Below are 24,189 nucleotides of genomic sequence, written 5' to 3'. Positions count from 1 at the left end.
GAGATGGACTTAGGTACCGAGCCAGAGCTTGATGACTAGCCCGACGACAGTCACTGCAAGGACGCCCGCCAGCCACAGGCCGACGAACCACGCAAGCCGCCTGAGGGTCCCAGACGCTGCCATCAGTGGTAGCCTTCCTCGGGATTCACCTTGCCCCGGAACACCCAGTAGGCATAGGCGGTGTAGGCGAGGATCAGCGGCACGAGGACCAGCGCACCGACCAGTAGGAAGGCGAGGCTCTCGTCGGGAGCCGCAGCATCCCAGATCGTCACCGAGGTGGGGACAATATAGGGATAGAAGCTGATCCCGATCCCGGCATAGCCGAGCACGAAGAGACCAAGCGACGCAATGAAGGGGCGGCTGTCGTGACGGGTGCGCAGGCCGTGGGCCAGCACCAGGAAGCAGGCGGCGACCAGAGCGGGGACGATCAGGCTGAAGGCTGCGGTCGGCCAGCTGAACCAGCGCTGGAGATAGAGCGGCTCGAGGAAGGGCGTCCAGAGGCTGACGATACCCATGGCCACCAGCGTGGCGACCCCGGCCATATAGGCATAGCGCCGTGCCCTTTCCGCCAGTTCTCCGCTCGTCTTCATGATCAGCCAGGTCGCCCCGAGCAGCGCATAACCGATCAGGACGGCTAGCCCCGTGGCGATTGAGAAGGGCGTGAGCCAGTCCCACCAGCCGCCCGTATACGCCCGGTTCTCAACCGGAATTCCCTGCACCAGTGCCCCCAGCGCCACGCCTTGGGCAAAGGCTGCGACGACCGACCCGCCCGTGAAGGCCCAGTTCCAGAGCGGCTCCGCCCGCTTGGTGCGCCAGCGGTATTCGAAGGCGACGCCGCGGAAGATCAGCCCGAGCAGCATGGCAATGATTGGAGCATAGAGCGCCGGCAGGATGGTAGCGTAGGCAAGGGGGAAGACGGCAAGCAGCCCGCCGCCGCCGAGGACCAGCCATGTTTCGTTGCCGTCCCATACGGGTGCAACGCTGTTCATCATCACGTCCTTATCATGCTTCTCCGGAAAGAACGGGAAGAGGATGCCGACGCCGAGGTCGAAGCCGTCGAGGATGACGTAGGCGAGGACCGCGAAGGCGATGATGGCGGCCCAAATGAAGGCGAGATCAAGCTCCATGACGCACTTCCTCGTGTTTGGCTGCCTGAGGGGCAGGCGTGATGCCCGCCGTACGGATCGGCCCCTCATCGAGGTCGCCCATCGGGTCGCGCGGCAGGCGGGACATCAGCCGGAGAATATAGAAGGTGCCCGCGCCGAAGATCAGGAAATAGACAATGATGAAAGCGATTAGCGAGGTGGCAACCGCCGGTGCCGCAATCGGCGAAACGGAATCGGCCGTCAGCAGGTGCCCGTAGACGGTGAACGGCTGTCGCCCGACTTCGGTGGTGATCCATCCTGCCAGGACTGCAACAAATCCTGCAGGTCCCATCACGATCGCAGACCGGTGCAGCCATTCGCTGCCATAGAGGGAGCCGCGCCAACGACAGTAGAGGCTCCACAAGCCGAGGCCGAACATCGCAAAGCCAATGGCGATCATGATGCGGAAGGACCAGAAGACGATCGGAACCGGTGGATGCAGTTCTTCGGGAACTGTGTCGAGGCCATCCAGAGGCGCGTTGAGATCGTGCTTCAGGATGAGACTGGAGAGTTTGGGAATCTCCACTGCGTAATCGACCCGTTTCTCCTCAGGATTGGGGAGGCCAAAGAGGATCAGCGGGGCTCCATCGGGATGGCTTTCGTAGTGGCCCTCCATGGCCATGACCTTGACCGGCTGATGCTCGAGCGTGTTGAGGCCGTGCATGTCGCCTGCGAGGATCTGGAGGGGTGCGACGATCGTCAGCATCCACATGGCCATCGAGAACATCGTTCCCGCGCGAAGCGGCGATGTGCGGCGCAACAGGTGGTAGGCCCCCACGGCACCCACAACCAGTGCAGTGGTCAGATAGGCGGCCAGCACCATGTGCACCAGCCGGTATGGGAATGAAGGGTTGAAGATGATGGCCCACCAGTCCACCGGCACAAACTGTCCTGCGTCGTTCATGGCGAAGCCGACCGGCGTCTGCATCCAGGAATTCACAGCGAGGATCCATGTCGCCGACATCAGCGTGCCGAAGGCAACCATGAGCGTGGCGAAGAAATGCAGGCCGGGGCCGACGCGATTCCTCCCGAACAGCATGACCCCGAGGAAACCGGCTTCGAGGAAGAAGGCCGAAAGGACCTCGTATCCCATCAGCGGACCGATGATGGGCCCAGCCTTGTCGGAGAATACGCTCCAGTTCGTGCCGAACTGGTAGGACATCACGATGCCCGATACCACGCCCATCCCGAAGGCCAATGCGAAGATTGTCTTCCAGAAGTCGAAAAGCTCGAGATAGACCTCCTGCTTCGTCCACAACCACAGGCCCTGAAGCACCGCCAGATAACTTGCGAGGCCGATCGAGAAGGCGGGGAAGATGATGTGGAAAGAAACAGTGAAGGCAAACTGAACCCTGGCCAGGAGTGTGGCGTCGAGGTTTTCGAGCATCGTCCATCCTCACTTAACAACTGCAGCGACGGGTCCGCTGGTTGAAAAATGGGTTGAATGCCAGGGAGGTCAATACGGGCGGATCGACGCAGAGCCGTCGGAAGAAAGACGGCGCACTCCCGAAGGAGGCGCCGAGTTGGGGAGGGTACTATGACGCTGTCGTCCGCATTCTAGAGCTTTCGACGGGTGATCAACCGCGGACGCAGCAGAAAGGTTCCCGCTGTCGAGACAGGTTTCGGTCCGGAACAATCGCATCCGGCTCAGGTTCGGGTGCGAGATGTTCAAAGGAGGTCAAGATGAGCAAATCGGTAGAGACCACCGACCACAAGCAAATCCGCAACTGGATCGAGGAACGCGGCGGTCACCCGGCGCGGGTCAAAGACTCTGGCGAAGGAGGCATCCTACGGGTGGATTTCGGCGAGCCGGAAGAGTCGCTGGAGCCGATCGAGTGGGATGACTTCTTCGAAATATTTGACAAGAACGAGCTGTGCTTCCTCTATCAGGAAGAGACCTCCAGCGGGAAGACCAGCCGGTTCAACAAGTTCGTATCTCGTGGCAAGCACTGAAGCTTGCTGCAGAACAGGGGCGATTAAGGTAGGTATGCCATTCAAAGGCGAATAGTCGCCAGTAGCGGCAGGTGGTCCGATGCCCGGCGTGTCAGCGAGGTGGAGATCACTTCCGCGTCGAGCACTTCGATACCCTCCGATACGAAGATGTGATCGAGGCGCATCATCGGATAGCGGGATGGGAAGGTGGGCTGCGGCCGGCGCGGCGCTTCCAGTTGGACATCCTTCAGATGCTTCGTAACAAGGCGATAGGAGGCGGACCTGCCGATGGAATTCAGGTCGCCGATGAGGATGCGCGGTTTGTCCGCATTGTCCGGATTGCCGAGCCAGCCGGGACCAAGCAGTGTCGTCATCTGGCTGACGCGATCCCTGCGGCGCAAGCCCAGGTGAGTATTGAAGACCTGCACGGTCCGATCTCCGGCAGTCACTTCCGTCCACAAGGCCCCGCGCTGCTCTCCGGAGGATGGAAGCATGGCTCCCTTTACGAAACGCATCGGCAACGCGGTCAAAACAGCGTCGCCATAGCGTTCTTCCGCCACGTGAAGTGCAGCATGGAAGTGAAATTCCATGCGCAGGAGCGACGCGACGATATGTGCCTGATCAGCGCCACCGGTCCGTCGGCGGCCGACATCCAGTTCCTGCAGGCCGATGATATCGGGAGCAATGGTTGCGATCACCTCGGCAATGCGCGCACAATCGAGCTTGCGGTCGGTGCCGATGCAACTGTGGACGTTGTAGCTGAGGACCTTGAGGATGGTGCCGGGCTTGGCTGGTGGTTGCTGCGGAGTGGCTGACATGAGCGGGGGAACCCGTTTGTCCGGTTTTCGTTCCCCGTCCACGAACTGAGAGAGGAGCGGATGGTTACGAGGCGACGCGTTTTCAAAATTCTGGCTGCGTTGGCGATCGTGGTCGCGGCCTTCCTCGTCTACCGTAGTCTCGGACGCTATAGTCTAGAGGAGATCAGGCTGTCGGTGGCTTCCATCCCGCAGCAGAGGTTGCTCTTCGCCTTCGCATTCGTCGTCGGCTCCTATACGTGTCTCTCTGGTTTCGACTGGCTCGCCGTGCGCTATGCGGGTCACGCCTTGCTCTATCGGCAGGTGGCGCTGGCGTCCTTTTGCAGCCTTTCCATCGGCCACAACGTTGGGATGGCTGCCCTGAGCAGCGGTGCGGTGCGCTACCGCTTCTATTCGCGCTGGGGGCTTTCGGGCGAGCAGGTTGCCAAGGTCATCATCTTCTGCGGCGTCACCGTTGGTCTAGGCCTGGTCACCCTTGCCGGTTTAGCGCTGATCATAACACAGGGGCGGGGCGGAGACCTGCTCGGCATCAACGAAATGACGGCGGTTGCTCTGGGCTGCATCTGTCTGCTGGTGCCGACGCTGTACCTGCTGATCTGCTGGCGCGTGCGGCTACCCCTTATCCTGTACCGGTGGAGCTTCCAGCCACCCTCCGTCTGGCTTGCGCTTGGCCAAATCGCGGTCGGCACGCTCAACTTTGCCTGCGTCGCCGCATGCATTCATCAACTCCTACTGGGCATTTCTGCGGTCAACTACCTGACGGTGGCCACGGCCTACGTCACTGCGAACATCGCTGCCCTGATCAGCCACGTGCCGGGAGGCCTGGGCGTGCTGGAAGCCACCATTCTCGGTGTTCTTCCCATCGATGCGTCGATTGGCGCGCTGGTTGTCTTCCGGATCCTGTACTTCTTCGTTCCGCTGATGGTGGGGGTGCCGACGCTGGTGGCGAGCGAAACCTATTTTCGCCGCCAGCCGCGCGGGAGGATATCAAAGCAGCCGGCGGGTTAGGCGGGAAAAGCTGCGCCTTACGAATGCCAGCATGGGGCGAATCGGCCAGAAGGGCTGCTTGGGATCGATGATACCCGTGCCCACCACCGATTCCGTGTCGCCCTCCTTGGGCCCGACGTGAAATTGGCGCAGCCCGCGTGGAGATGTGTTAAGTGACTCAATCGCCGCGATGAGGGAGCCGGTGTTGCGGACCTGTGCGGATACCTGCTCCGGTGACGCATCCAGGTGCTCCGCAATGAGATCGTCGCGCACCCGCTCGATCGACTGGCGTCCTTCAGCGCTATATGTCTCCAGGGCAATATCGCATTCCGTGTCCAAGCCCTCGGACCGGTTATTGAGGTTCGAGGAGCCGACGCGGATGAACCGATCATCGACGATAATTACCTTCGAATGAACCACGATCTCACGGTCATTACCCTGTGCGTCCGGGGTTACCGCATAGTAGACACGCAGCCGGTTATACCGATCAGCCCGCATGAGCCTGCGGATCAGGCGGTTGCGGTTCTTGCCCATCATCAACTGCTCGACGAAACCGTGGGATTCGCGCGTCACGACGACCACGATCTCAGGCCCGCGCGGCTCCTTCAGCCGTCGCGCAATCGTTCTGGCGACACCGAAGGAAGCCAGATATTGCGTCTCGATATACAGGTGGCGCTCCGCAGCGCGTAACGCGTCGTGCGTCAGGCGGATGGCCTCCCTGTGGCCGCGCCGACCCTTCCATTTCCATGCTTCGGTCAGGGCCAGTGCCGCAGAGCAATCTCTCAAGGTGGCGTCGAGATCGTCAGGCCAGGGGTTGGAGCCCTCCAGGGAGGGTAGCGGCTGAAGCGTCTCGCCCGTCAACTTGCGCCACCGGCGCCGCGCAACATCGCCTATCAGAACGGCTGCAGGCCCCGTGACAATGCTCTGGACATCATGAACCGGGCCATAGGCCGTGCCGTCGGGAGATTTTCGGAGCGGGTTATCAGATCGGTGCTCGCGATCATCCCATCTGCGGGCGGTGAGGTCGATGCCGCCGAGAAACGCGGTTTTATCGTCGATGGCGACGATCTTCTGGTGATGGCTGGCGCGCAGCGGATGGTCGAAGTCGAATTTCAGGATGATCCGCTCGTGGTCGCTCCAATCCATCTTGCCGAACATCTTCAGGCTCTTGCCGGAGTAGACTGGCCCCATGCCCCAGACGATGAGCCGCACCTCCAGGTCCGGCCGGCTCTCGACCTGACTCCGAAGCCGCTCGCCGAGCGTCGGGCAGTCCGGATCTTCCGGTCTCAGTCGAATATCCGGATTAAAGTCCCAGCCGATGATGAAGATAGAGCGCCGGGCATGCTCCAGAACCTGGTCCAGGCGACGGAAGTAATCGGCTCCGTCGACCAGAAATGCAGCTTTCTCAGCGCGCGAACTGCGCCATGCATTGTGTCCGGGCTTGATGATTGGATTTTTACGGGATTCCTGGTCTGCCGGAAAAGCGGTTGTTGTCACGTCCACCTACGCACCCCTTGATAGCGATCATAGATGAACGCGCGCAGATTACTCTAGTTCCATGAGAGTCAGCGAGTGTACTAGGCGTAGACAGGCGGTTCGCTTGTCTCGTCAGGATTGGGCACTGGATCTTCGTCCGGCAGCCGATCTGGTTCAGGCTCGTCGATCGGTGGCACAGGGTTGAGATCCGGTGCCGGAACCGGCGGGGTTTCGTGGGGCTCTCTTGGATCTGGCGAGTTGATGTCCGTCTCCTTCGTACCTGATCTAGTTCTTGATCGCCGCCGCGCCTATCATCGCGCATGCGTGGTTCAAGTTCCGCATCAGGCGACCTTGTTCTTCATGGCTATGATCGATGAACTGCAGATGCCGCCCTAAGTTCCCATTTTTGTCGGAACCGGTCTGATAAAGGTCGAGTTGAGGGCAAGCGCTCGAGTCCCTGAGGAGATCAAGATGCACATGAAGGATCGCTTTATTGCCTGGCTACGCGACGCGCATGCGATGGAGGAGCAGGCGCTGACCATGCTGACCGCGCAGGCCAAGCGGATACAGAGTTATCCGGAACTGAAGGCGCGGATAGAGAGGCATGTTCTGGAGACACAGGAGCATCTGCGTCTTCTCCAGGAATTGCTGGATACCCTACCATCCGGAGGGATTTCGCTGGTCAGGGATCTGACGGGGAGACTGGCGGCAACGGCTCAGGGGCTCGGGGGTGTCCTGACATCCGACGAGGTTGTGAGGGGAGCGATGGCGGGTTACGCTTTCGAGCACATGGAAATCGCTGCCTATCGTGTTCTCATCGCTGCGGCTGACGAACTCGGCGAGGTCGAAGCAAAAGCGGTCTTCGAACGAATCCTCCAGGAAGAGATTGCCATGGCCGATTGGCTTGAAGGTAATCTGGACGACACCACACGTCTCTACCTTCTCCGGGACGAGCGAGACCTCCAGGCCAAGCGATGAGTTGTGGCAACTTATGCCAGCAGGTGAGAACCTAGATCCTTCTCTTCTCGCAGGCCCTGCTGATAGAGTTCGAAGATGCGAGCGGCGAGCTGGTTGGCCGCTTCCCCCTTGCCGTCGACGCCTCGTGCGGCGCAGGCTGCGCTGAACAGCCTCTGCATGCAGGCCAGATCCTGCGGCTCGAATGCACTTCCCTGAATATGCTGAGTCATTGGTGGCCCTCGTGGTCCGGAGCAACGTCCTGGCGCATGTGGTCCCGGCGCTTCCAAGGTATGACGCAAAGCCTACTCCTCCCACGGCAACATGCAAGCGCCGTGGGAGGTTAGAATCGTTTACGAACGGCCGATGTCTGAATTCTCACGCAGACTTTACAGGTTACCTCTCCAGGTGATTGTCCTGGTGGTCATGAAACTGGTCGGTCTGTACAGTCTTGCTGTCCAGACCGCGCTCTCGCGAATGCTGCGCCTTGTCACGGTTCGACAGGACCATGTTGTCCGGCAGAACATCCTTGTCCACGTCGGTGAGTGCTCCGGTTCCGGAGGACTTCCCGTGCGCGCCGGATCCGATGTGCTTTGAACTCGCGTTCGCCATTGCGATTTCTCCTTCCTGTTTGGGCAGGCGGCGCGAATGAGCGCGCCCCATGCCACCGTCACCCAACCACATCGATAGCGATTTGATCCCGTTGCCGGCGGATAAGGGATCAGTCGAGTTCCAGCAGGAAGAAGGTTGTCGGGCCGAAGGGGGTATCGTTGCTGAGAGTGAAATCCACCGGGCCAGCGCGTTGAAGCACCGGCTGATGGACCGTGCCGTCCAGTCCGACCGGCAACAAACGCCAAGAGCCGGATCTCTGAGGCAAGGACAGTGAAACACTTCCCTTTCGGATAAGTACGGGAAGCTTTCCGAAGTCGTCGATCACCCTGTTTCCGGCATCCCGAAACCGCATGCCGGTGTTGCGGGCATCGGTCGCGTAGATAATGAGAATACGCCGGCTTTGCGCGAGGGAAGGGGCGCCATCGGTGACCGAGGCCGCCAACAACCCTCCTCCCTCGGCGCCAATGATACGCAGGGAGCCAAGAGAAATGGGCGCTGTGACGGATGAAAACGCCGCAGCTTCCGTTCGCGGCGTAACCACTTGGAGGGTCTTTTTCGCGACATCGAACAGGAGCTCGCGCGTGTCGCTTTCGAAAACCCCGATGGAAGGATCGGTACGGTTGGTAGAGGCCAGAAGGCCAGCATCTTTCATGGAGCGCAGGAGGTTTTCGGCCTGACCATCCGATCGCGGCTGCCCGATGGTGTAGGGCGTTCTGAGGCCCTCGCTTTTCTGCAGGCCGATGCTAGAAACCAGGGCCAGAAACGTCAGCCCATCCGGCTCCGCCGCCTGCATGTCTCCCGTCAGATCCGAAACGCCTTCGACGAGGAAGGGAATGGTGTTCCTTGCCCGGGAAACATCCTGTCGCCTGAACAGCAGGGCCGCAAGGGTTTCCCCGGCCCGTGCCACCGGATCGAGTGCAATGGCATAGGGAAGCATTGCCCGCTTGTGCGCGAACGGCTCCCCATAGCGCAAGGCAATGGGGCCGTGCCCATGGCGGCAAAGCGCATCCCAGCCCTGCAGGGCTGCGTAGGACGGAACAGCAAGTCCGGCCTCGTAGCGGTAGGGGTTCCAGAAGAGGTGGTCGTATTCGCTCATGACGAACGGCTTTCCCAGCCAGCGCGCTGCTGCCGCCATGCGCAGATAGGCTGCCCCATCGCCGATCGAACTTTCACCCGTGATCTTCGCGCCGGACTGATACCCGCTCACCCAGTCGTGGTAGGTATTCATGGTGACCGCCTGTAGTCGTGAGCGTGTGAGTGCGGTCTGGTTGGTCGTCCAGTTGTTATAGGAGCTGACGAGGCCGTCATATCCGAGGCGGTGAACCACCTCCGTCATCTTCTCCAGGAGTGCTTGTTCGGCGCTGACGAAGTAGGCCTGCAGATCCCGCATTCGAGCCGTGTCATTGTATCGGTCGGCGGGCAATCGGATCGTACTCGACTGCAGGCTTTCGCTTGGCTGCAGGTCACCCCATGCCTGCTGGAGCTCCGCATCGCTCGAATAACGCCGCTGCAGCCATTCATTTAAGGGCTTACGCAACCCCTCCGGATAGTGCGGCTTTCCATTCCTTCCATGGACGACGGTCTCGAATTCCATTCCGCCTTCGTTGGCAAGGATCAGCAGTGCGAGAGCCTCGTCACGGATCGGAGCGACACCGGTATACGGGTTCACCCCGGCCAGAAGGCTGGTGACCAGTCGTCGCCAGTGAGAAAAAGCTTGTTCATCGTAGTGCATCTCGAGCTTCAATCCCGGAGTGGGGTCCCAGCGATGCTCGATATCGCCATAGCCTCCACTCCAAGATGTGAGGCCATCGATCATCCAGTAGATGCCCTCTTTCTTCAGCGCGGCCATCAGGTAGTGGATCCGATCCAGCGTCTCAGGGTCGAAGTCGAAATCCCGGTCGCGCCCCATCATCAGGCTGGCGTCGACGAAGTGGAGACGGGCGAGGTTATAGCCGCGCATCGCCAACTGGCGGGCGTAGATGTCGGCAGTGGCGTGATCGGGGAAACCGCCGGAAGCCGGGCTCCAGGCCAGTGACGCACAGTGCAGTCGCAACGGTTCCGCCGGCGCCTCGGCGCGCGCCATGCGTCCGCCTTCGCCGGCTATCAGGCGAGCGCCGGACCCATTTATCGGGAGGTTGGGCAGAAAGGGCGAAAAATCGAGCGGACTGCCTGCTGCGATGGCAAGGTTTGTCTCCCGCACCGGAAGCCAGTCATCCGACGCGCTGGCAGACTCCGGTCCAGCGATTGCCATCGCCATCCAGACCAGCCGGAGCATTTTCCGCATCCTGTCCTCCCAGTTCGCGGCTCTCGATCCATTGCCGCGGATCTCGTCGCGGTCGAAGATAACCGAACGGCACGGCGGTGGTATGGAAAAGCCAGGCAACGACCGTGTAGAGCCCCATCGTGAAGCTGCGTTTGCGTATCGACATGGCGGCGACTACAGCCGCCGCCAAGACAAGTACGGCCGACACGGCCAAAGCCTTCGCCGGAACGAAAACCAGCATTGCGAGCGATGCCAGCATCCAGCATGCAACCAGTGCCCACAGCCTCAATTCCGGCAGATCAGCCAGAACGTTCTTCCAATATGGTTGCCCTACCGAGGCACGCAGCAACTCTCCAATCCCGAAGAGATACTTCGTGCGCCAACGTCGAACCAGCAGCCGATATGAATTGATGCTGTGGCCGTAGTGGGAGACGAAGCGCCAGTCGAGCCGGTGGAGGAGCCATCCCTTGCTCCGCAAACGGACGCCCAGGTCGAATTCCTCATGGCAATGGAGATTTCGGTCGGTGAAGTAGCCAACGCTCCCTATCGCCGCGCGACGATAGAGACCACCGCCATTCATTCGGTCGATACTGCCTGTCCTTGCTTCCGGAGCGTTTCGCGTCACGCGTCTGGTGTATTCCAAGCTATCGAGCATCTTCTCCTCGACGTGACCCGTGACTCCTGCGACGTTCGGGTTCTTTGCGAGGAAGTCCAGTCCCTCGCCCAGGAAGGTCTCGTCCAGTTCCATGTCGCCGTCGATCAAGCAGATATAGCTGCCTTTGGCATACTGGTAGCCAAGCTGGGGACCAATGCCGCAGCTCGGTTCGGCCGGAGGCATGATCTGCACGATACGCACCGGATAGGCAGAGGCAATTTCGATCGTGCGATCGGAGGAGCCGCTGTCGGCGACGATGATCTCGCCGTCGACGGACGCGATTGCCGCCAGGGCGGTCTCTATGGTCCGCCTGATCCGCCTTTCCTCGTTCAGTGTCTTTATGATGACGGAGACGATCAATGGCGCTTCCCGACCTTCCCGCCATCAAGGACGGATTGATAGACCGCAGTCGTGGCCCCAGCGATCGAGGACCAGGTGTAGTTCTTCTCCGCATAGCGGATACGCGCCAGGGCCGCTTGTTCATTGAAAGGCTCGGCCAGTTTGCGGCGAAGTGCGGCAGTGAGGGCGTCAACGTCCCCCGGAGGGAAATAGTCCTGATCGGGAAGCTCAACCTCATGATTGGCGGGAATATCGCTGGCAAGCACGGGGAGGCCATAGCTCATGGCCTCGAGAAGGGAGATCGGCATGCCTTCGTGGAGGGAGGGCAGAACGAACAAACCCGCCTGCGACAAAAGTCCCGCGAGGTTATCGCCACTTTGGAAACCGGTCATCACGACGCCCGGAACTTCTCTCGCAAGGGCCTCTACTTCCTCGTGGTAACGGCTCTTGTGATCGGCTCCGCCGATAATGGCGAGTTTCCAGTCCGCGCTGCGCAACTGAGCGAAGGCCTTGATGAGGTCCGTCTGGCGCTTCTCTGGCACGATCCTTGCGACCATGACGACGTAGCGGCGTCGTGTCAGGCCAAACCTCTCCAGAATTTCGGGATGGGGAGCGGCTGGCCGAACCAGGACGCCGTTCGGCACGTGGCTGAGGCGGCGATCGTAACGTTCCTGCATCGTCTCGGTCACATCGCGGGAGACGGCAATCGCCGCATGCGACATCCTTACCGCAAGCCGCTCTCCAAGCCGCAGGATCTTTTTTGCATTGGCGCCCCATTTCTCGCGGTCGTAGTCGTAGCCATGGTGAGTGGTGACAACCCGCAGACCGAACAGCCTTGCAAGGGGCACGAGCAGGCCAGGGCCGATTGCATGAATATGAAGAATGTGAGGACGCTTCAGGGCCGCATAAAGGATGCCGGAGAAGGTATGGACAAATGCCTCCAGCATCATCGAACGCGGTGCGAGAAGCGGCGTCACCCTCATCCCTTTCCAGGTGAAAGGCTTGTTTTCCTTCAGATAGGGGCGACGCCCGAGAACTTCGACCGACCAGCCCTCGCGGGCCAGTTCCTGGCCAAGCATCTCCACATGCCGTTCGATACCTCCCTGAACGTCGGGAACGCCGCGCAGGCCGAGCATCATGACAAGGGGTCGGGCGCTCCCGCCGCGATCAGCGTTGGATCTCGCGGCGGCCAAATCCTTGAATGCAGGGTGTGGCTGAAAACTACCGGCGACGGAAACCGCAGCCGTCCCATTCGCCTCGACTTGTTCGAATTGTTCAGCCGAGTAGGCATCAGCTCCGTCGAGCGCGGGTGGCGCGATCGACTGCCGCTGTGCCGGCTCTGCTCCCGCCGCTGGCTCCCGATGCTTCGTTTTCATGGTGTCCGGTCCGGAAATCATTTCTGCGAAGGTTCTACAGATGGAACATTCGATTTCCGAGAACGTGATCAGTAGAATTTGATCGATCCTGTGCCTGTTTGGCACAGGATCGAGGAAAAAAGCCTTGCTCTCGTGCTATTGCGGGACTGCTTGCGCCTGGGCGGAGATGCCGGGAGAAAGCTCCCCGTACAGCGCCAGCATTCGTTCGCGGTAGGCGGTACGCGAAAAATCGCGGGAGACCCATTCGCGGCCGGCCGCGCCCATCGCTGATCTTCGGGCGGCGCCAAGTGCTGCCATTTGCGACAGGGCGTCGGCAAGGTCCTCCACCGAGCCCGCTTCGGGCGTGAGTCCCGTATCCCCGACCCTCACCATCTCCGGTATGCCGCCGATCGCTGCGCCGATGACGGGACGGCCAAGTGCATAGGCTTCGAGGATGCTGATCGGGGCGTTCTCGTACCATTCCGAGGGCAGCACCAGCGCCTGGGACTGACCGATCAGCCGGTGAAGAGCCTCGCCCGCGACGAAGCCTGCAAAGATGACGTCTGCGCCGGTCTCCTCGACGAGCTTACGCAGCGCTGCCTCTTCCGGTCCAGTCCCGGCGATAATCAGCCGCTGCTTTGCCCTCGCAGCAGCTCGGATCAGGGTAGTCAGGCCCTTTTCGGGTGCGAGGCGCCCGGCGAAGACGAAGTAGTCGCCTTCATTCCAGCCAGTACCGAACCCGTCCAGATCGACAAAATTGGGGACATAGCTCAACTGCTTGGCCGGCCATCCCCATTCCATAAGCTTGGCACGATAGAAGCGGCTCGGTACGACAATGCGGTCCACCTTGTTGCGGTAGAGGCCAAGCATCCTGTGCAGGACCGTCTCGGCAAGAACGACCGTGCTGAGCGGGAGTGAGTCCTTGATGCACCTGTGCCGCACGACGTTGTGAATGCGACCGCCGCGGCAGTCTTCACAGATCCGCCCATCGCGCAGCATCTTGTAGGCCGGACAGGCAATCTTCAGGTCGTGGGCAGTCATGACCACCGGAATGCGCGCCGCTTTCAGTGTCGAGAAGATCGCCGGGGAGAGGTGGTGATAGACGTTGTGGGCGTGGGCGATGTCCGGCGGCGCCTCTGCTATCAGTTTCTTCAGCCGGGACTGCGCCTCGAACGAGTAGATGACCTTGGACGCCTGCAGGACCTTTCCAAGTCCACCAGCTTCCCGGCCATATTCGATTTCGGAGACAAAGTGGTCCGACCAGGGCGATGGGAGGTTCTTCTCGTGCTGCATCGAAAAGGGAACGACATCCCAGCCCGCTTCCTCGAAGAGCGTCGAGTGGTCTAGGAAGACTGCCTCCGCTCCGCCGCGCCGGTAGAAGTAGTTGTTGATATTGAGCAGGCGAGGCGGTGAGGCATTGCGAGCAACGAAATTCATCGGACGTCCCCCCATCCAAGCCGACCAACCGCTTCGGCAACGGTCACCACCTGACAACCCGTCCGAACTGCGTGCCCGACCAAGTGGTCGAAGGTATCCGGCGTACAGCCGTAAGGAGTGGGGCGGTCGGCGATGTCATGGGTGAAGAAGATGAGCCAGCCGCTGTCGGCAACGACGTCGTCGATCCAACGGCTCAGTTCTCGCGCGTGCTTTTCCGGCTGGCGAATTTCGACGGACTTCAGCATCCACGGGTCCACGTGTCCCCGATTGATCGCCTCGCCAGCGCCGCGACAGGTCGCATAGCGAGCCTTCAGTGTCTTCCGTGCCAGCGGCCAGGCGGCATTGTATGGGAAGGCGAAGTTTTTGGGAGCACGGCTCACGCCCGCTTTCTCGAGGAACTGCCTGTTTCTTTCGAGATCCCGGGATAGCGTGCCGCCATAGCTGCGGACGCTGCGATGGGCGAAGGTATGGCAGCCGATCTCATGGCCACGCATTTCCAGCTCCTGGCAGCCGCTGGGCGAGATCAGCGTCCGGTCTGGCTCGACTTGTCCGGCGAGGCCGCCGGCAATGTAGAAGGTACCCCGCACTCCATGCTTCTCGAGGATCGCCGCTCCATTCGTGAGGGCGGTGTCAGGCACGTCGTCGAAGGTGAAGGAGACAAGGGGAACCTTGGTCTCGACAGTGCGGCTTCTGGAGGCCAGGCGCCAGATCAGCCGGTTGCCCAGGCGGTCGATGAACTGTCCCAGCGACGGGGAGGTTTGCTTCATGACGTGCAGGCCCCCCTAGGGCGTTCCCTGACCTGCTGGGCGTCGGCCTCGTACCGAAGACCGAAAAGAGCCAACGCGAACATGAACCAGGCGAGGTTGTAGCCGCTCGCGCTTTCGAAAAAGAGACTTTCCAGCGTGGACGCAAAGAGAAGGTAAAGCCAGATTCTCAAGAAAAGCCGGGCAGCATGGCTCGGCGGGCCGGCCTTTTCCAGACTATTGAAGGCGCGCAAGGGAACAGCGAGGAACCACAAGAGCGAGAGGATCAGGCCCGGAAATCCGACGCTAAGTAAAATTTCCACATAACCGTTATGGCTATGAGCAGCTTGTACCGCCCAGGTTTCGATGCCTGTGCCCCCATAGACGAGTTCCTCGGTGCGCCAGAACGACTTGAGGCCATATCCAGCCAATGGAAACTCGGAGACGGCATTCATTGCGAGCCTCCATATGTCGGCCCGGTTCGTGAATGTCGCGTCGACACCAAGTGACGTAATGAAGCTCGTCAGTCCGGGCGATACGGCCGCTCCTACGGCGACGACGTTTACTAGCAGCACACCGCCGAAGGCGATGGCAGTGCGAAGCCATGCGAAACGCTCGAAGATGAACGCCAGCAGCAGGATGGCGGGAAGCATGGCCGAGGCAGTCTTGCCGCCTGTGTGAAGCAGAAACCATACCGATCCTGCCAGCAGAACAAGACCTGTCCACTTCGACCAGGCGCGCATGACGAAGATTCCGCAGAACGCCAACAGCACCATGGCGCTTGCAGCATTGTTCTTATGCGGGAAGTACCCGCGCCACAGCCCGGCATGCATCGGTTCCATGACCTCTGCTGCCGAATGGATCGAGAGATGCGGGAGAAAGTAGAGCCCGTAGTAGCAGAGCAGAAGAACAGCGCCGGTGCCGATTGCGATAAGCTTCGCAAAGTGCACCTGCGATCGCGGGAGAAGAAGGCAGCAGTTGGCGCCCAGGACGACAAGGTAGGAAAGGATCAGGGCCTTCAGGCTGTTCAGCGTGTGATTGGAGACCAGCGAGGCCAGCAGGAACCACAAGAAGATCGGTACCGTCAGTGCCAGTGGCTGTAGCAGCTTGCCGCGCATGGGGGTCGCCATTGCCATGGCCACGGATGCAAGTGGCAGGCAAAGGAACAGAATCTGGTTCAGTTTATTGGAGTTGTCGGTCGCGATGCTGGCGCTGGCCTGCAACGTCAGGTCGACAAAGGGATTGAGCGAGATCCAAAAGAACAGGAAGATCCCAAGAAAAAGCAGTCCGCCCAAGACCTTCCTGTCCATGGCGAAGGGAGAAATTGCCTCTGCGGCAGCGCTCCTCAACTGAACCTCCTCAGGCAAAGCGCCGGCCTAGGCCGGAGCGTGCTCTCCACAGATGTCCCCACAGGCCAAGTCCGAGTGCAAGGATGATTCCAAAAGCGGCACCAGCCGCTGCTCCTCCCGCAGCCATTATGATTGTCCGGGGCGGCCAGCTCTTTGATTGCGGCGGTACGGCGGGGGAGATCACCCTGACATTGGTGGTGTCGATCTGTTGGCGCTCGGTGATCTGGGTGGTGCGAGCGAGAAATGTCTCGTAGACCGTTGCCTTGGCCCGCGCCTCCCGCTCCAGCTCGCGAAGCCGCACCTGCGCATCATTGTTGCCATAGACGGTCGTCCGCCCATCCTCGGCAGTGGTTCGCAGTTCCTCCAGGGCCGCCTTTGCCTGTTCCGTGTCGGTCCTTGCGGACTGCAGAATGCGTCGGGCTTCGTCGGTGATGGCGTTTTCGAGTGCCGCCTCTTCGGAGCGCAGGGCGATCAGGCGTGGATGCCGGCTGCCGTAGGTCCGCTCCATGGAGCCAATCTGCTGGCGCAGCACGTTGTAGCTACCGCGAAGCGTCGTCATTGCCGGGGACTCGAAGACCGCCGCCGTGGCCGCCTGGCCGTTGGCAACCGCGGCCTGCATCTGCGCGTAACGGGCGTCGGCCTGGATCAGTCTCTGCTGGGCTTCAACGACCTGCGTATCGACCAATGAGGAGATACGGCTGTTCGCCAACTCACCGGCGGTCGCCTGCAGGTCGTTTTCCCGCCGGAATGCTTCCACTTTCTCCTCGGCAGCCGTGACAGCCGCCCGGAGTTCGTCCAGTCGCTCATTCAGGCCCGCCGCAATGCGTCCGGCACTCGTGGCTGCCGATTCGAACAGCTCCGACTCGAAGGCGCGCACGATGGATTCCGACAGCCGGACGGCCTTGTCAGGCTCTTCGCTCCAGACGGAAAGGACGACCACGAAGGACCGCTCTTCGCGGCGCGCGTCTACCCGTTCACTCAGTTGGCGCAGGACACCCAGTTCCCTGTCCTGCAGGGAAGTGGCCGGAGAGAAGAACCGGAAAAGAGGCTCGAGAAGGCCCGGCTTCACAAATTCCGGATCCTCCGTCAGATTGAGGTCGAAGATGACCTGTCGAAGGACGTTTCGCGACGTCAGCACCCTGAGGCGGCTCTCCACCTCCAGCAACTGCGCCTCGCGCTGCGGGTTCGACGCGAAGACATCATCCGAGACGACGTTCAGGTTCTGCGGGTCGATGATCAGGTCGGTGTAGACGGTGTAGCGGGGCGTGGCAGTCAGTCCGTAGGCCACGGCTGCACATATTCCCAATATCGTAGCGACGATGACCAGAAGCAGTCGTTGCTGCAGCCACAGGATAATGTCCGCCGGGCCGAGTTCGCGCAGGCTGCCTAACTGCGCATTGAGCCGGTTCTGAATCCATGTGCGATGGCTGTCCGGAGCCTGTTCTTCCGTCGCGTTGTCAATCTCCGGGGCATTGCCTCGGTTCTCCGGAACTGCGAGCCGGCGATATGTTTCGGCACCTTCTTCTGTCTGTGGGTGGCCGATGAGGTCAAGGAGCGATGCGGGAGAGCGGCCGGGCGACGCCTGACCTGCGTCCGGTCGTCGGGTTTCAGGCTCCTTCGGCCGATACATCTCCTACCTCCAACCGGGCCGGGTCGCGCGGGGAGAGCGCGGTTCTGCGACAGCGAATATCCTGTTGAACCTAGTCTCGCGCGATGAATATTGGGTTAATCCGGTTCAGCGGAAGTCCGTCAGTAGCCGGCTCCAGCTTTCGGAGGCGAGGCCGCCGACGTAGAGATCATCATGCACGACGGCACTGCGCACATCCTTGCGATCCGTCGTCATGCAGAAGTAGCCGCGGTTCGCAAAGCTCGTCCTGCCGGTTCGCAGCAGCGCGTTCATCAGGAAGGGCTGCGCCATCCCGCGCGCCGCCACATGCTCCGATGCCTCGAGCTCGGCAAACATCGCTTCGACCACTTCCACCTCGTGCCCCGGTTCGCTCAGCACGTTCAGCACATGAGCCGTCCGGCGGGGGCTGTGGAAGTAGATGCAGGCTCCGATCTCCTTGTCCTCTCGGTCCAGCAGGACCTTGGATGTCAGCGTGCCCTGCATCCGGTTCGAGGCAGCGTTTTCGAGCAGCCAGACAAACTCATCCTTCGACCAGGAAGGGCGCAGGGGAAAGTGGCGTGTCATGGTTTGGAAGCAGTGCAGCAGGCTGTCGGCGTCCGCAGTGACCCAACGGCCCCGCAGTTCCTGCCGTGCGGCGAGCGAAGGCATCATGCGGCGTGCCATCTGGTCGACGGGGTACGCCAGGATGGAGAGGAACGGCTCGTTCAACCACGGCAATTTGGTCCGTATCCGCTCCATCATCGCGCCTGTCGGGCGGAATGTCCGGCGCCATTCCAGGCTCTGGACCGGAAGCAAGCTGCCGCCTCCGGCCATCCAGTGGTCGGCGCTGACGGGAGAAGCGTTGTCGGAGAAGCAGAACTCCGGATCCGAGACCCGGATGGCGCGGGCTATGCGTGCCGCCCCCGCCAGTCCTGCCCTGCCGTCGGCCATGAAGGCGCAGAGGAGGCGTGCGGTGATCCTCCTGTTCTCGATTTCGAAGGTCATGGGTAGCGCCAGGAGGGCGCTGTCAATCCGCCCGGCGGCGTTTCGATGCACGAGAGATCCAGCTTCTTCCGTGTAGTTGGGCGAAGAAAGGAAGAGGTGATCCAGGTAGGCGACCAAATCTCGGGAAGGTGCCTTGGCCACCTGCCGGAAGGCCTGGTTGAAAAGGCGGCCAACATCCTCGAGGTCGCCCCGGGACATTGGCTGCACCCCGCGAGATGGGGCTGGCGTCGAAGACCCTACAGGTGAAGGAGCGTGGAGGGCGGGGGCGAAGTGGTTCATTCGGCCGGCACACCGGACCGAATGGAGACGTCACCATTACGGGATCTGGCGAGGACGCGGAAATAGACCAGCCAGGCCGCGATCGTCATGGCGATCTCGATCACATAGTAGGAGACGATCGTACCAGCCGGCGGGGCATACCAGGTCGCCCAGGCGGCGAGTGCGGCCCCGAGCAGGCTGCCGCCGCCAAGAACCGCGCCACGGGACCCCTGGTGTCCGGCCGCGCCCAGCGCCTCGAGCGCGATCGCCCAGCAGGAGACCGGGATCAGCACCCAGCAGAGGTAGCGGACGAACTGCACGAGCGAGGTGTACTCGTGGCCGAACAGGTAGGGCAGCACCGGCGCCAGCAGGAACACCGCCACTGCCGCTGCGACACTGATCGCAAGCGCCACGAGGAAGATCCGTCCCACCCGCGCCGAGGCATGGTGCAAGCCGGCGGCGCTTGCCCGGGCAGTTCCCGGATAGAGGATGCGGTTGAGGGCATCCACCGAGAGGTAGCTGCTCTCGATGATCCGTCGGGCAACGCTGTAGCTGGACATGATCTCGGCGCTGGTCACGAGGCTCAGCACGACGAGATCGGCGTTCTGCCTGGCTGCCTTCAGAATGAACGGGATGCTGAAATAGAGCCCGAGCCTGAGCTCTTCCCGGACTATGCGGAACCGAGGTGGGCCGAGAGGGCGCAGAGCGGCGACACATGCAGCCAGAAACAGAGCGTGTGCCGCAAACTGCCAGATGATCCAGCCCTGCAGGGTGGACACCCCGAAGACGATACACGCGAGCGCCGCTGCGGCAGTGCGTATCAACGCAAAGCCCATGACAGCCTTGTTTGCAGCCCCGAAGTTGGAGAAGGCGATGAAGACCTGTTCGGTGAAAAGGATGGCCCGGACAAGGACGATATTCGTCGCCAGCATCGTCGTAATCAGCAGGACGTTTGCCAGCCGGCTCTCGGCGACCTGGAAGAAGAATGGCAGGGCGGCGGCGCCGATCGCAAGCAGAAGAAGCCCGGTTGCCGCGATCAGGATGAGATTGTGACCCAGGAGCATCGGGTAGATTGCCTGGTCCCGCGCGACCCTGCGCACGAGGCATTCCGTCGCCCCTAGTCCGCAGAGATGCACGGCGACGTTGGAAAGAGCCGTTATGGCAACGAAGAGGCTGAACTCATCGACGCCGAGGAAGCGGGCAAGGATGGCGAAGGTGAGGAGCTGCGCGGCCGAGCTGACGATCAGGCTGCCGCCGGATGCGGCATAGGCTGCCGCGTGCGGCAGGAGGGCGCGAAGGTTGCGGATCCGCGACGCGTGCTCACCCATTGCGCTCACCCTGCAACAGGCGCCGCGACGCGGGCGGAGGCGACGCCATGACGGTTGTTTTGCACGTACTGCCGATGCCACAATTGTGTGGAGAGGATGCCGACGAAGGCGGCGTTGTCGCGGAAGCCGGTCAGCGGGCGAGAACGGGATTTGTCGTGAAGGCGCGAGACGGCGCGGGGATTGAAAAGTCCGGTGCCCGCGATCGCCTGCTCGCTCAGGCACTCTCCGACATAGGCCTGAGCCTGCCCGTCGACGAAGGAGCTGCTGTCCGGCGCCCGGTAGGGCTGCTTTGGCCGGTGGATAACCGTATCAGGGACAAGGCCTTTCGCCACGCAGCGCAGGATGTGCTTTTCCTCTAGCCCCTTCAGCTTTGCCTCAGGCGAAAGCCGGCCAGCGAATTCCACCACGCGATGATCGAGGAACGGGAAGCGGCCCTCCACCCCGTGCGCCATCGCCATCCGGTCGCCCTGGCTGGAGAGGATGTAGCCCGGCAGGAGAAAACGCGCTTCGAGGAATTGGGCCTGGTGGAGCGGATGCCAGCGGCCAAAGTCTCGCGGGAGGCGCGACGTCAAGTCTTCGGCAGCATCGTAACTGCCAAGGGTCGCCTTGAATTCATCCGAATAGAAGATCTTTGCGGCGGTGGTGCTGCGGAAGCGCGGCCGGTGTGAGAAAAGCAAGTCGTCGGGCCGGTCGGTGCCAGCGCCGAAGTAGGCCGCCAGATACTGGGGTGATTGCTGCTTCAACCCCGGCAGATAGGGGTAGAGCTTGCGGAACAGATGCGGCCGGATGCGGGAGTGCGGTTGGCGGCCGCAGAAGCGCCGGACGCGTGCCTCGCGAAAGATATCGTAGCCGGCAAACACTTCGTCGGCACCCTCGCCGGTCAGCACCACCTTCATCCCCTCATCGCGTACCAGGCCGGAGAGGCGGTAGAGAGGCGCGGGGGCAGTCCTTAGGACCGGGCGTTCCGCATGGTGCACCACATCTGGAAACCACGAGGCGATTTCTGAGCCAGCGCAACGGACGGACCGATGGTGCGTGTTCAGGCTTTCGGCAACAAGCCGCTGGAAGCTGCTCTCGTCATGCTCGGTGCTGTCGAAGGTTACGGAGAATGTGTTGAGGCCGCTCGGAGCCATCGGAGCCGCGAGCGCAGTTATGAGGGAGGAATCCAGGCCTCCGGAAAGATAGGCTCCCACCGGCACGTCGGCGCGCATGCGCAGTCGCACCGAGTCTGTCAGGAGTGCCTGCAGTTCCTCCTGCCGATCAGCTATCCGACCGGGATCGATATCCCGCGCGTCCGGAAATTGCATCGTCCAGTAGGCCCTGTCCGTGACCTGGCCGCCTTGCGCCATCAGGACGTGGCCGGGTTCTAGCTCAAGGATCCCCTTGAAGGTGGTGCGCGGCGCAATCGGCGCCCACATCGTGAAGATCTGGTCCAGCGCGAAAGGATCGAGTTCCGCCTCCACGCCCGGGACCTCCAGCAGCGCCTTGATCTCCGAGGCAAAGTAGAGGGTGTCACCGGACCGAGTGTAGAAAAGGGGACGGACTCCCATCCTGTCACGGGCCAGAAGGAGACGCCGACGTCGCCCGTCCCAGATGGCGAAAGCGAAATCGCCGTTCAGGTGCTGGAGGCATTGCTCGCCGATGGATTCGTAGAGCTGCAGCAGAACTTCGGTATCGGTTTGGGTGTGGAAACGGTGACCCTTCGCTACCAACTCGTCCCGCAGTTCGACATAGTTGAAGATCTCGCCGTTGAAGGCAATGGCGATGTCCCCGGTGCAGTTGCTCATCGGCTGCCTTCCGTCGGAAAGGCCGACGATCGAAAGGCGCACATGGGCAAGACCCACGCCGTCTGCGGTGAAGGTCCCGCGTCCGTCAGGCCCGCGATGGGCAATCGCCTCCGCCATTCCGTTCAGGAGGCGTTCTTTTCCGCCGGGATGAGTTGTTTCACCCAGAAATCCTGCAAATCCGCACATATCCGGCCACCTTCTCGCGCCGAGAACCTAGCGGACACGCCTGCAATCCGAGTTAAGAATGATCGGCAAAAGGCAGAAACGGTGAACGGAATCTTAAGGCGGTGACATCTGCGAAATCACCGTCGGCCAGAGCTCGGATACCGTCGGATGGATTGGTACGGCCCAGCGAAGCGAATCGACGGTCGCTCCTGCGTTCATGACGTCCAGGACGCCGTGGATTGCCTCGTCCCCGCCGGTTCCGAGGATGGCGGCTCCAAGGATTTGTCTGGTGTCGGCGTCAGCGACGATCTTCATGAAGCCCTGCGTCTCTCCCTTCTCGATCGCTCGCCCCACGCGGCTCATAGGACGCCTGCCAACCAGGACCTTCTTTCCCGCCTTCAATGCTTGAGCTTCGGTCATCCCCACGCGCCCCAGGGGCGGGTCGATATAAAGTGCATAACCCAGAATACGGTCGGAGACGCGTCGGTCCTCCCCATCGAGGAGATTGGCGGCGACGATTTCGAAGTCGTTGTAGGCGGTGTGGGTGAAGGCGCCTTTGCCGTTGCAGTCGCCCAGAGCCCAGATGCCTTCGGCCGTCGTTGCGAGGTCGTCGCCAACCTTGATATAGCCGTGGTCGTCGACTTCCACCCCTGCCGTGTCGAGGCCGAGGTCATCGGTGTTGGGTCGCCGGCCCGTCGCCATAAGCACGTCCGATCCGATGATGGTCGGTGCGCCTTCACTGCAATCCACGCCGACGGCAACGCCATCCGGATGAGGCTCCAGGCGAATGCATTCGGCCCCGATCCGTACTTGGATGCCCTCCGCCTCCAGGATCTCGCGTATGGCGTCGGAGACTTCGTGATCCTCCCGGCCGATGAGACGCTCGCCTTTCTCGATCACAGTAACCTCAGCGCCGAACCGGCGGTACATCTGCGCAAACTCCAGGCCAATATAGCTGCCGCCGACAATGACGAGGTGGCGGGGCACCCGCTCCAGCAGGACAATGCTGCTGTTGGTCAGATAGGGCACCTGATCGACACCGGGGAAATCGGGAATGGCGGCCCGGCCGCCGACGTTCAGAAATATCCGCGGAGCCCGCAGAAGCTCCTCGCCCACCCGTATGACATGGCGGGACTCGAAGCGTGCATGGCCTTCGATCAGGCTGCATTTCTCCATCGACTGCAGCCAATCGCGATTGTTCCTTCGCGCGTTCAGCGTCACCTGGTGAGAGCGCGCCATGACCTTCGGCATGTCCACCGTCGGCACACCTTCCAGTTCAATGCCGTAGTCGGACGCGCGGCGCGTCAGGTGGGCAGCATAGGCGCTGGCAACGAGCGCCTTGGTCGGCATGCAGCCGGTGTTCACGCAGGTGCCACCCACATGCTTGCGTTCGATGATCGCAACGGACATTCCCGCCGCCGTCAATCGACCGGCGAGCGGCGGGCCCGCCTGTCCGGTGCCGACAATGATGGCATCGAAATCCTTCATGAGACGGCAAACACGGTGAGTGCGTTGATGATCAACCAAGCGCCGACGATCGCAATCGCGTCCTCGATGAATGCCGCGGGTGCATCGCGCCGGAACGCCTTGGCCATTACGGACCGGAAAGCCGCGCCACCAAATGTTCCCGCCACAGCACCTATAGCTCCGGCTGCAAGGCCGCTCGTCCATTGCCCAAAACCTGCGCCGATCGCCGCGCCGGCGACGGCTCCCATGATCACCCTGGTTGCGAACTGAACTGGAACGGTTCGGCTGGGCGTGGCGGGAAGCTGATCTGTCACCAGTTCGGCGACGGCCAGCATCGTCAGGATCAGGGCAGCCCAGATCGAGCCCAGGAAGGCCATCCAGGTGCCCGTCAATCCTATGAAACCGAAATAGGCTCCCCAGCTTACCGCCGCAGGCGCGGTCATGGCGCGCAATCCGGCGATCACGCCCATCAATAATGCAAGCAGATAAATCATTGGGCGCCTTTCTGTGG

21 protein-coding genes are annotated in these 24,189 nt (G+C 61.5%); 3 read left to right on the top strand and 18 right to left on the bottom strand.

The window, feature by feature from the left end; all coding sequences use genetic code 11:
• Window positions 1-122: 122 nt before the first annotated feature.
• Both cydB and NT26_RS14130 read right to left on the bottom strand, forming a co-directional pair.
• On the bottom strand, window positions 123-1,127 hold the full coding sequence (gene cydB / locus NT26_RS14135; RefSeq protein WP_052639586.1) for a cytochrome d ubiquinol oxidase subunit II: 1,005 nt from the start codon (window positions 1,125-1,127) through the stop codon (window positions 123-125).
• Window positions 1,117-2,532, bottom strand: coding sequence for a cytochrome ubiquinol oxidase subunit I (locus NT26_RS14130; protein ID WP_052639585.1), 1,416 nt, complete (start codon window positions 2,530-2,532; stop codon window positions 1,117-1,119). Before NT26_RS14130 ends, cydB begins: the two co-directional genes overlap by 11 nt.
• Before the next feature lie 296 nt (window positions 2,533-2,828).
• Between NT26_RS14130 and NT26_RS14125 the strand changes: the two genes are divergently transcribed.
• Window positions 2,829-3,098 carry a hypothetical protein gene (locus NT26_RS14125; RefSeq protein WP_052639584.1) on the top strand — a complete coding sequence of 90 codons (270 nt, stop codon included), beginning with the start codon at window positions 2,829-2,831 and terminating at the stop codon, window positions 3,096-3,098.
• A 41-nt stretch (window positions 3,099-3,139) separates the two neighbouring features.
• Here NT26_RS14125 and NT26_RS14120 read toward each other — a convergent pair whose 3' ends face one another.
• Window positions 3,140-3,895 carry an endonuclease/exonuclease/phosphatase family protein gene (locus NT26_RS14120; protein ID WP_052639583.1) on the bottom strand — a complete coding sequence of 252 codons (756 nt, stop codon included), beginning with the start codon at window positions 3,893-3,895 and terminating at the stop codon, window positions 3,140-3,142.
• A gap of 60 nt (window positions 3,896-3,955) precedes the next feature.
• Between NT26_RS14120 and NT26_RS14115 the strand changes: the two genes are divergently transcribed.
• The gene (locus NT26_RS14115; RefSeq protein ID WP_052639582.1) at window positions 3,956-4,900 is read left to right on the top strand and encodes a putative bifunctional lysylphosphatidylglycerol flippase/synthetase; all 945 of its coding nucleotides are present in this window, start codon (window positions 3,956-3,958) and stop codon (window positions 4,898-4,900) included.
• On the opposite strand, the gene NT26_RS14110 is transcribed toward NT26_RS14115, so the two are convergent.
• Window positions 4,880-6,382, bottom strand: a complete 1,503-nt coding sequence (locus NT26_RS14110) for a phospholipase D-like domain-containing protein (RefSeq protein ID WP_052639581.1) — start codon at window positions 6,380-6,382, stop codon at window positions 4,880-4,882. The genes NT26_RS14115 and NT26_RS14110 overlap by 21 nt on opposite strands.
• A gap of 444 nt (window positions 6,383-6,826) precedes the next feature.
• Between NT26_RS14110 and NT26_RS14105 the strand changes: the two genes are divergently transcribed.
• The gene (locus NT26_RS14105; protein WP_052639580.1) at window positions 6,827-7,333 is read left to right on the top strand and encodes a ferritin-like domain-containing protein; all 507 of its coding nucleotides are present in this window, start codon (window positions 6,827-6,829) and stop codon (window positions 7,331-7,333) included.
• Between the two features lie 11 nt (window positions 7,334-7,344).
• Here the strand turns inward: NT26_RS14105 and NT26_RS14100 are convergent, their stop codons facing one another.
• From NT26_RS14100 to NT26_RS14035, 14 genes are all read right to left on the bottom strand, one after another.
• Window positions 7,345-7,542, bottom strand: coding sequence for a hypothetical protein (locus NT26_RS14100; RefSeq protein WP_052639579.1), 198 nt, complete (start codon window positions 7,540-7,542; stop codon window positions 7,345-7,347).
• Window positions 7,543-7,705: 163 nt separating this feature from the next.
• Window positions 7,706-7,921 carry a hypothetical protein gene (locus NT26_RS14095; protein WP_052639578.1) on the bottom strand — a complete coding sequence of 72 codons (216 nt, stop codon included), beginning with the start codon at window positions 7,919-7,921 and terminating at the stop codon, window positions 7,706-7,708.
• A 109-nt stretch (window positions 7,922-8,030) separates the two neighbouring features.
• Window positions 8,031-10,196 (bottom strand): glycoside hydrolase family 5 protein, encoded by a 2,166-nt coding sequence (locus NT26_RS14090; RefSeq protein ID WP_425287735.1) that lies wholly within the window; start codon window positions 10,194-10,196, stop codon window positions 8,031-8,033.
• Complete coding sequence (locus NT26_RS14085) at window positions 10,132-11,199, bottom strand: glycosyltransferase family 2 protein (protein WP_052639576.1); 1,068 nt, start codon at window positions 11,197-11,199, stop codon at window positions 10,132-10,134. Before NT26_RS14085 ends, NT26_RS14090 begins: the two co-directional genes overlap by 65 nt.
• Entirely contained in the window at window positions 11,196-12,554 is a 1,359-nt protein-coding gene (locus NT26_RS14080; protein ID WP_244467612.1) for a glycosyltransferase family 4 protein, read from the bottom strand. The genes NT26_RS14085 and NT26_RS14080 overlap by 4 nt, the downstream gene beginning before the upstream one ends.
• 135 nt (window positions 12,555-12,689) lie before the next feature.
• A complete protein-coding gene (locus NT26_RS14075; RefSeq protein WP_052639575.1) occupies window positions 12,690-13,970 on the bottom strand; it encodes a glycosyltransferase family 4 protein in 1,281 nt (426 codons plus the stop codon).
• Window positions 13,967-14,737 carry a polysaccharide deacetylase family protein gene (locus NT26_RS14070; RefSeq protein WP_052639574.1) on the bottom strand — a complete coding sequence of 257 codons (771 nt, stop codon included), beginning with the start codon at window positions 14,735-14,737 and terminating at the stop codon, window positions 13,967-13,969. The genes NT26_RS14075 and NT26_RS14070 overlap by 4 nt, the downstream gene beginning before the upstream one ends.
• The gene (locus tag NT26_RS14065) at window positions 14,734-16,062 is read right to left on the bottom strand and encodes an O-antigen ligase family protein (RefSeq protein WP_244467611.1); all 1,329 of its coding nucleotides are present in this window, start codon (window positions 16,060-16,062) and stop codon (window positions 14,734-14,736) included. Before NT26_RS14065 ends, NT26_RS14070 begins: the two co-directional genes overlap by 4 nt.
• A 10-nt stretch (window positions 16,063-16,072) precedes the next feature.
• Entirely contained in the window at window positions 16,073-17,692 is a 1,620-nt protein-coding gene (locus NT26_RS14060) for a GumC family protein (protein ID WP_052639573.1), read from the bottom strand.
• A gap of 105 nt (window positions 17,693-17,797) precedes the next feature.
• A complete protein-coding gene (locus NT26_RS14055) occupies window positions 17,798-18,871 on the bottom strand; it encodes a hypothetical protein (RefSeq protein WP_052639572.1) in 1,074 nt (357 codons plus the stop codon).
• A 77-nt stretch (window positions 18,872-18,948) separates the two neighbouring features.
• Window positions 18,949-20,259 (bottom strand): lipopolysaccharide biosynthesis protein, encoded by a 1,311-nt coding sequence (locus NT26_RS14050; protein ID WP_052639571.1) that lies wholly within the window; start codon window positions 20,257-20,259, stop codon window positions 18,949-18,951.
• Between the two features lie 5 nt (window positions 20,260-20,264).
• The gene (gene asnB / locus NT26_RS14045; RefSeq protein WP_052639570.1) at window positions 20,265-22,232 is read right to left on the bottom strand and encodes an asparagine synthase (glutamine-hydrolyzing); all 1,968 of its coding nucleotides are present in this window, start codon (window positions 22,230-22,232) and stop codon (window positions 20,265-20,267) included.
• A 93-nt stretch (window positions 22,233-22,325) separates the two neighbouring features.
• Window positions 22,326-23,699, bottom strand: a complete 1,374-nt coding sequence (locus tag NT26_RS14040; protein WP_052639569.1) for an FAD-containing oxidoreductase — start codon at window positions 23,697-23,699, stop codon at window positions 22,326-22,328.
• Complete coding sequence (locus NT26_RS14035) at window positions 23,696-24,172, bottom strand: DUF4126 family protein (RefSeq protein WP_052639568.1); 477 nt, start codon at window positions 24,170-24,172, stop codon at window positions 23,696-23,698. Before NT26_RS14035 ends, NT26_RS14040 begins: the two co-directional genes overlap by 4 nt.
• Window positions 24,173-24,189: the final 17 nt, after the last annotated feature.

Source organism: Pseudorhizobium banfieldiae (genome assembly GCF_000967425.1).
Classification (GTDB): domain Bacteria; phylum Pseudomonadota; class Alphaproteobacteria; order Rhizobiales; family Rhizobiaceae; genus Neorhizobium; species Neorhizobium banfieldiae.
The sequence above is the reverse complement of the archived record's forward strand: the minus strand, read 5'-3'. Positions and strand labels throughout refer to the sequence as shown.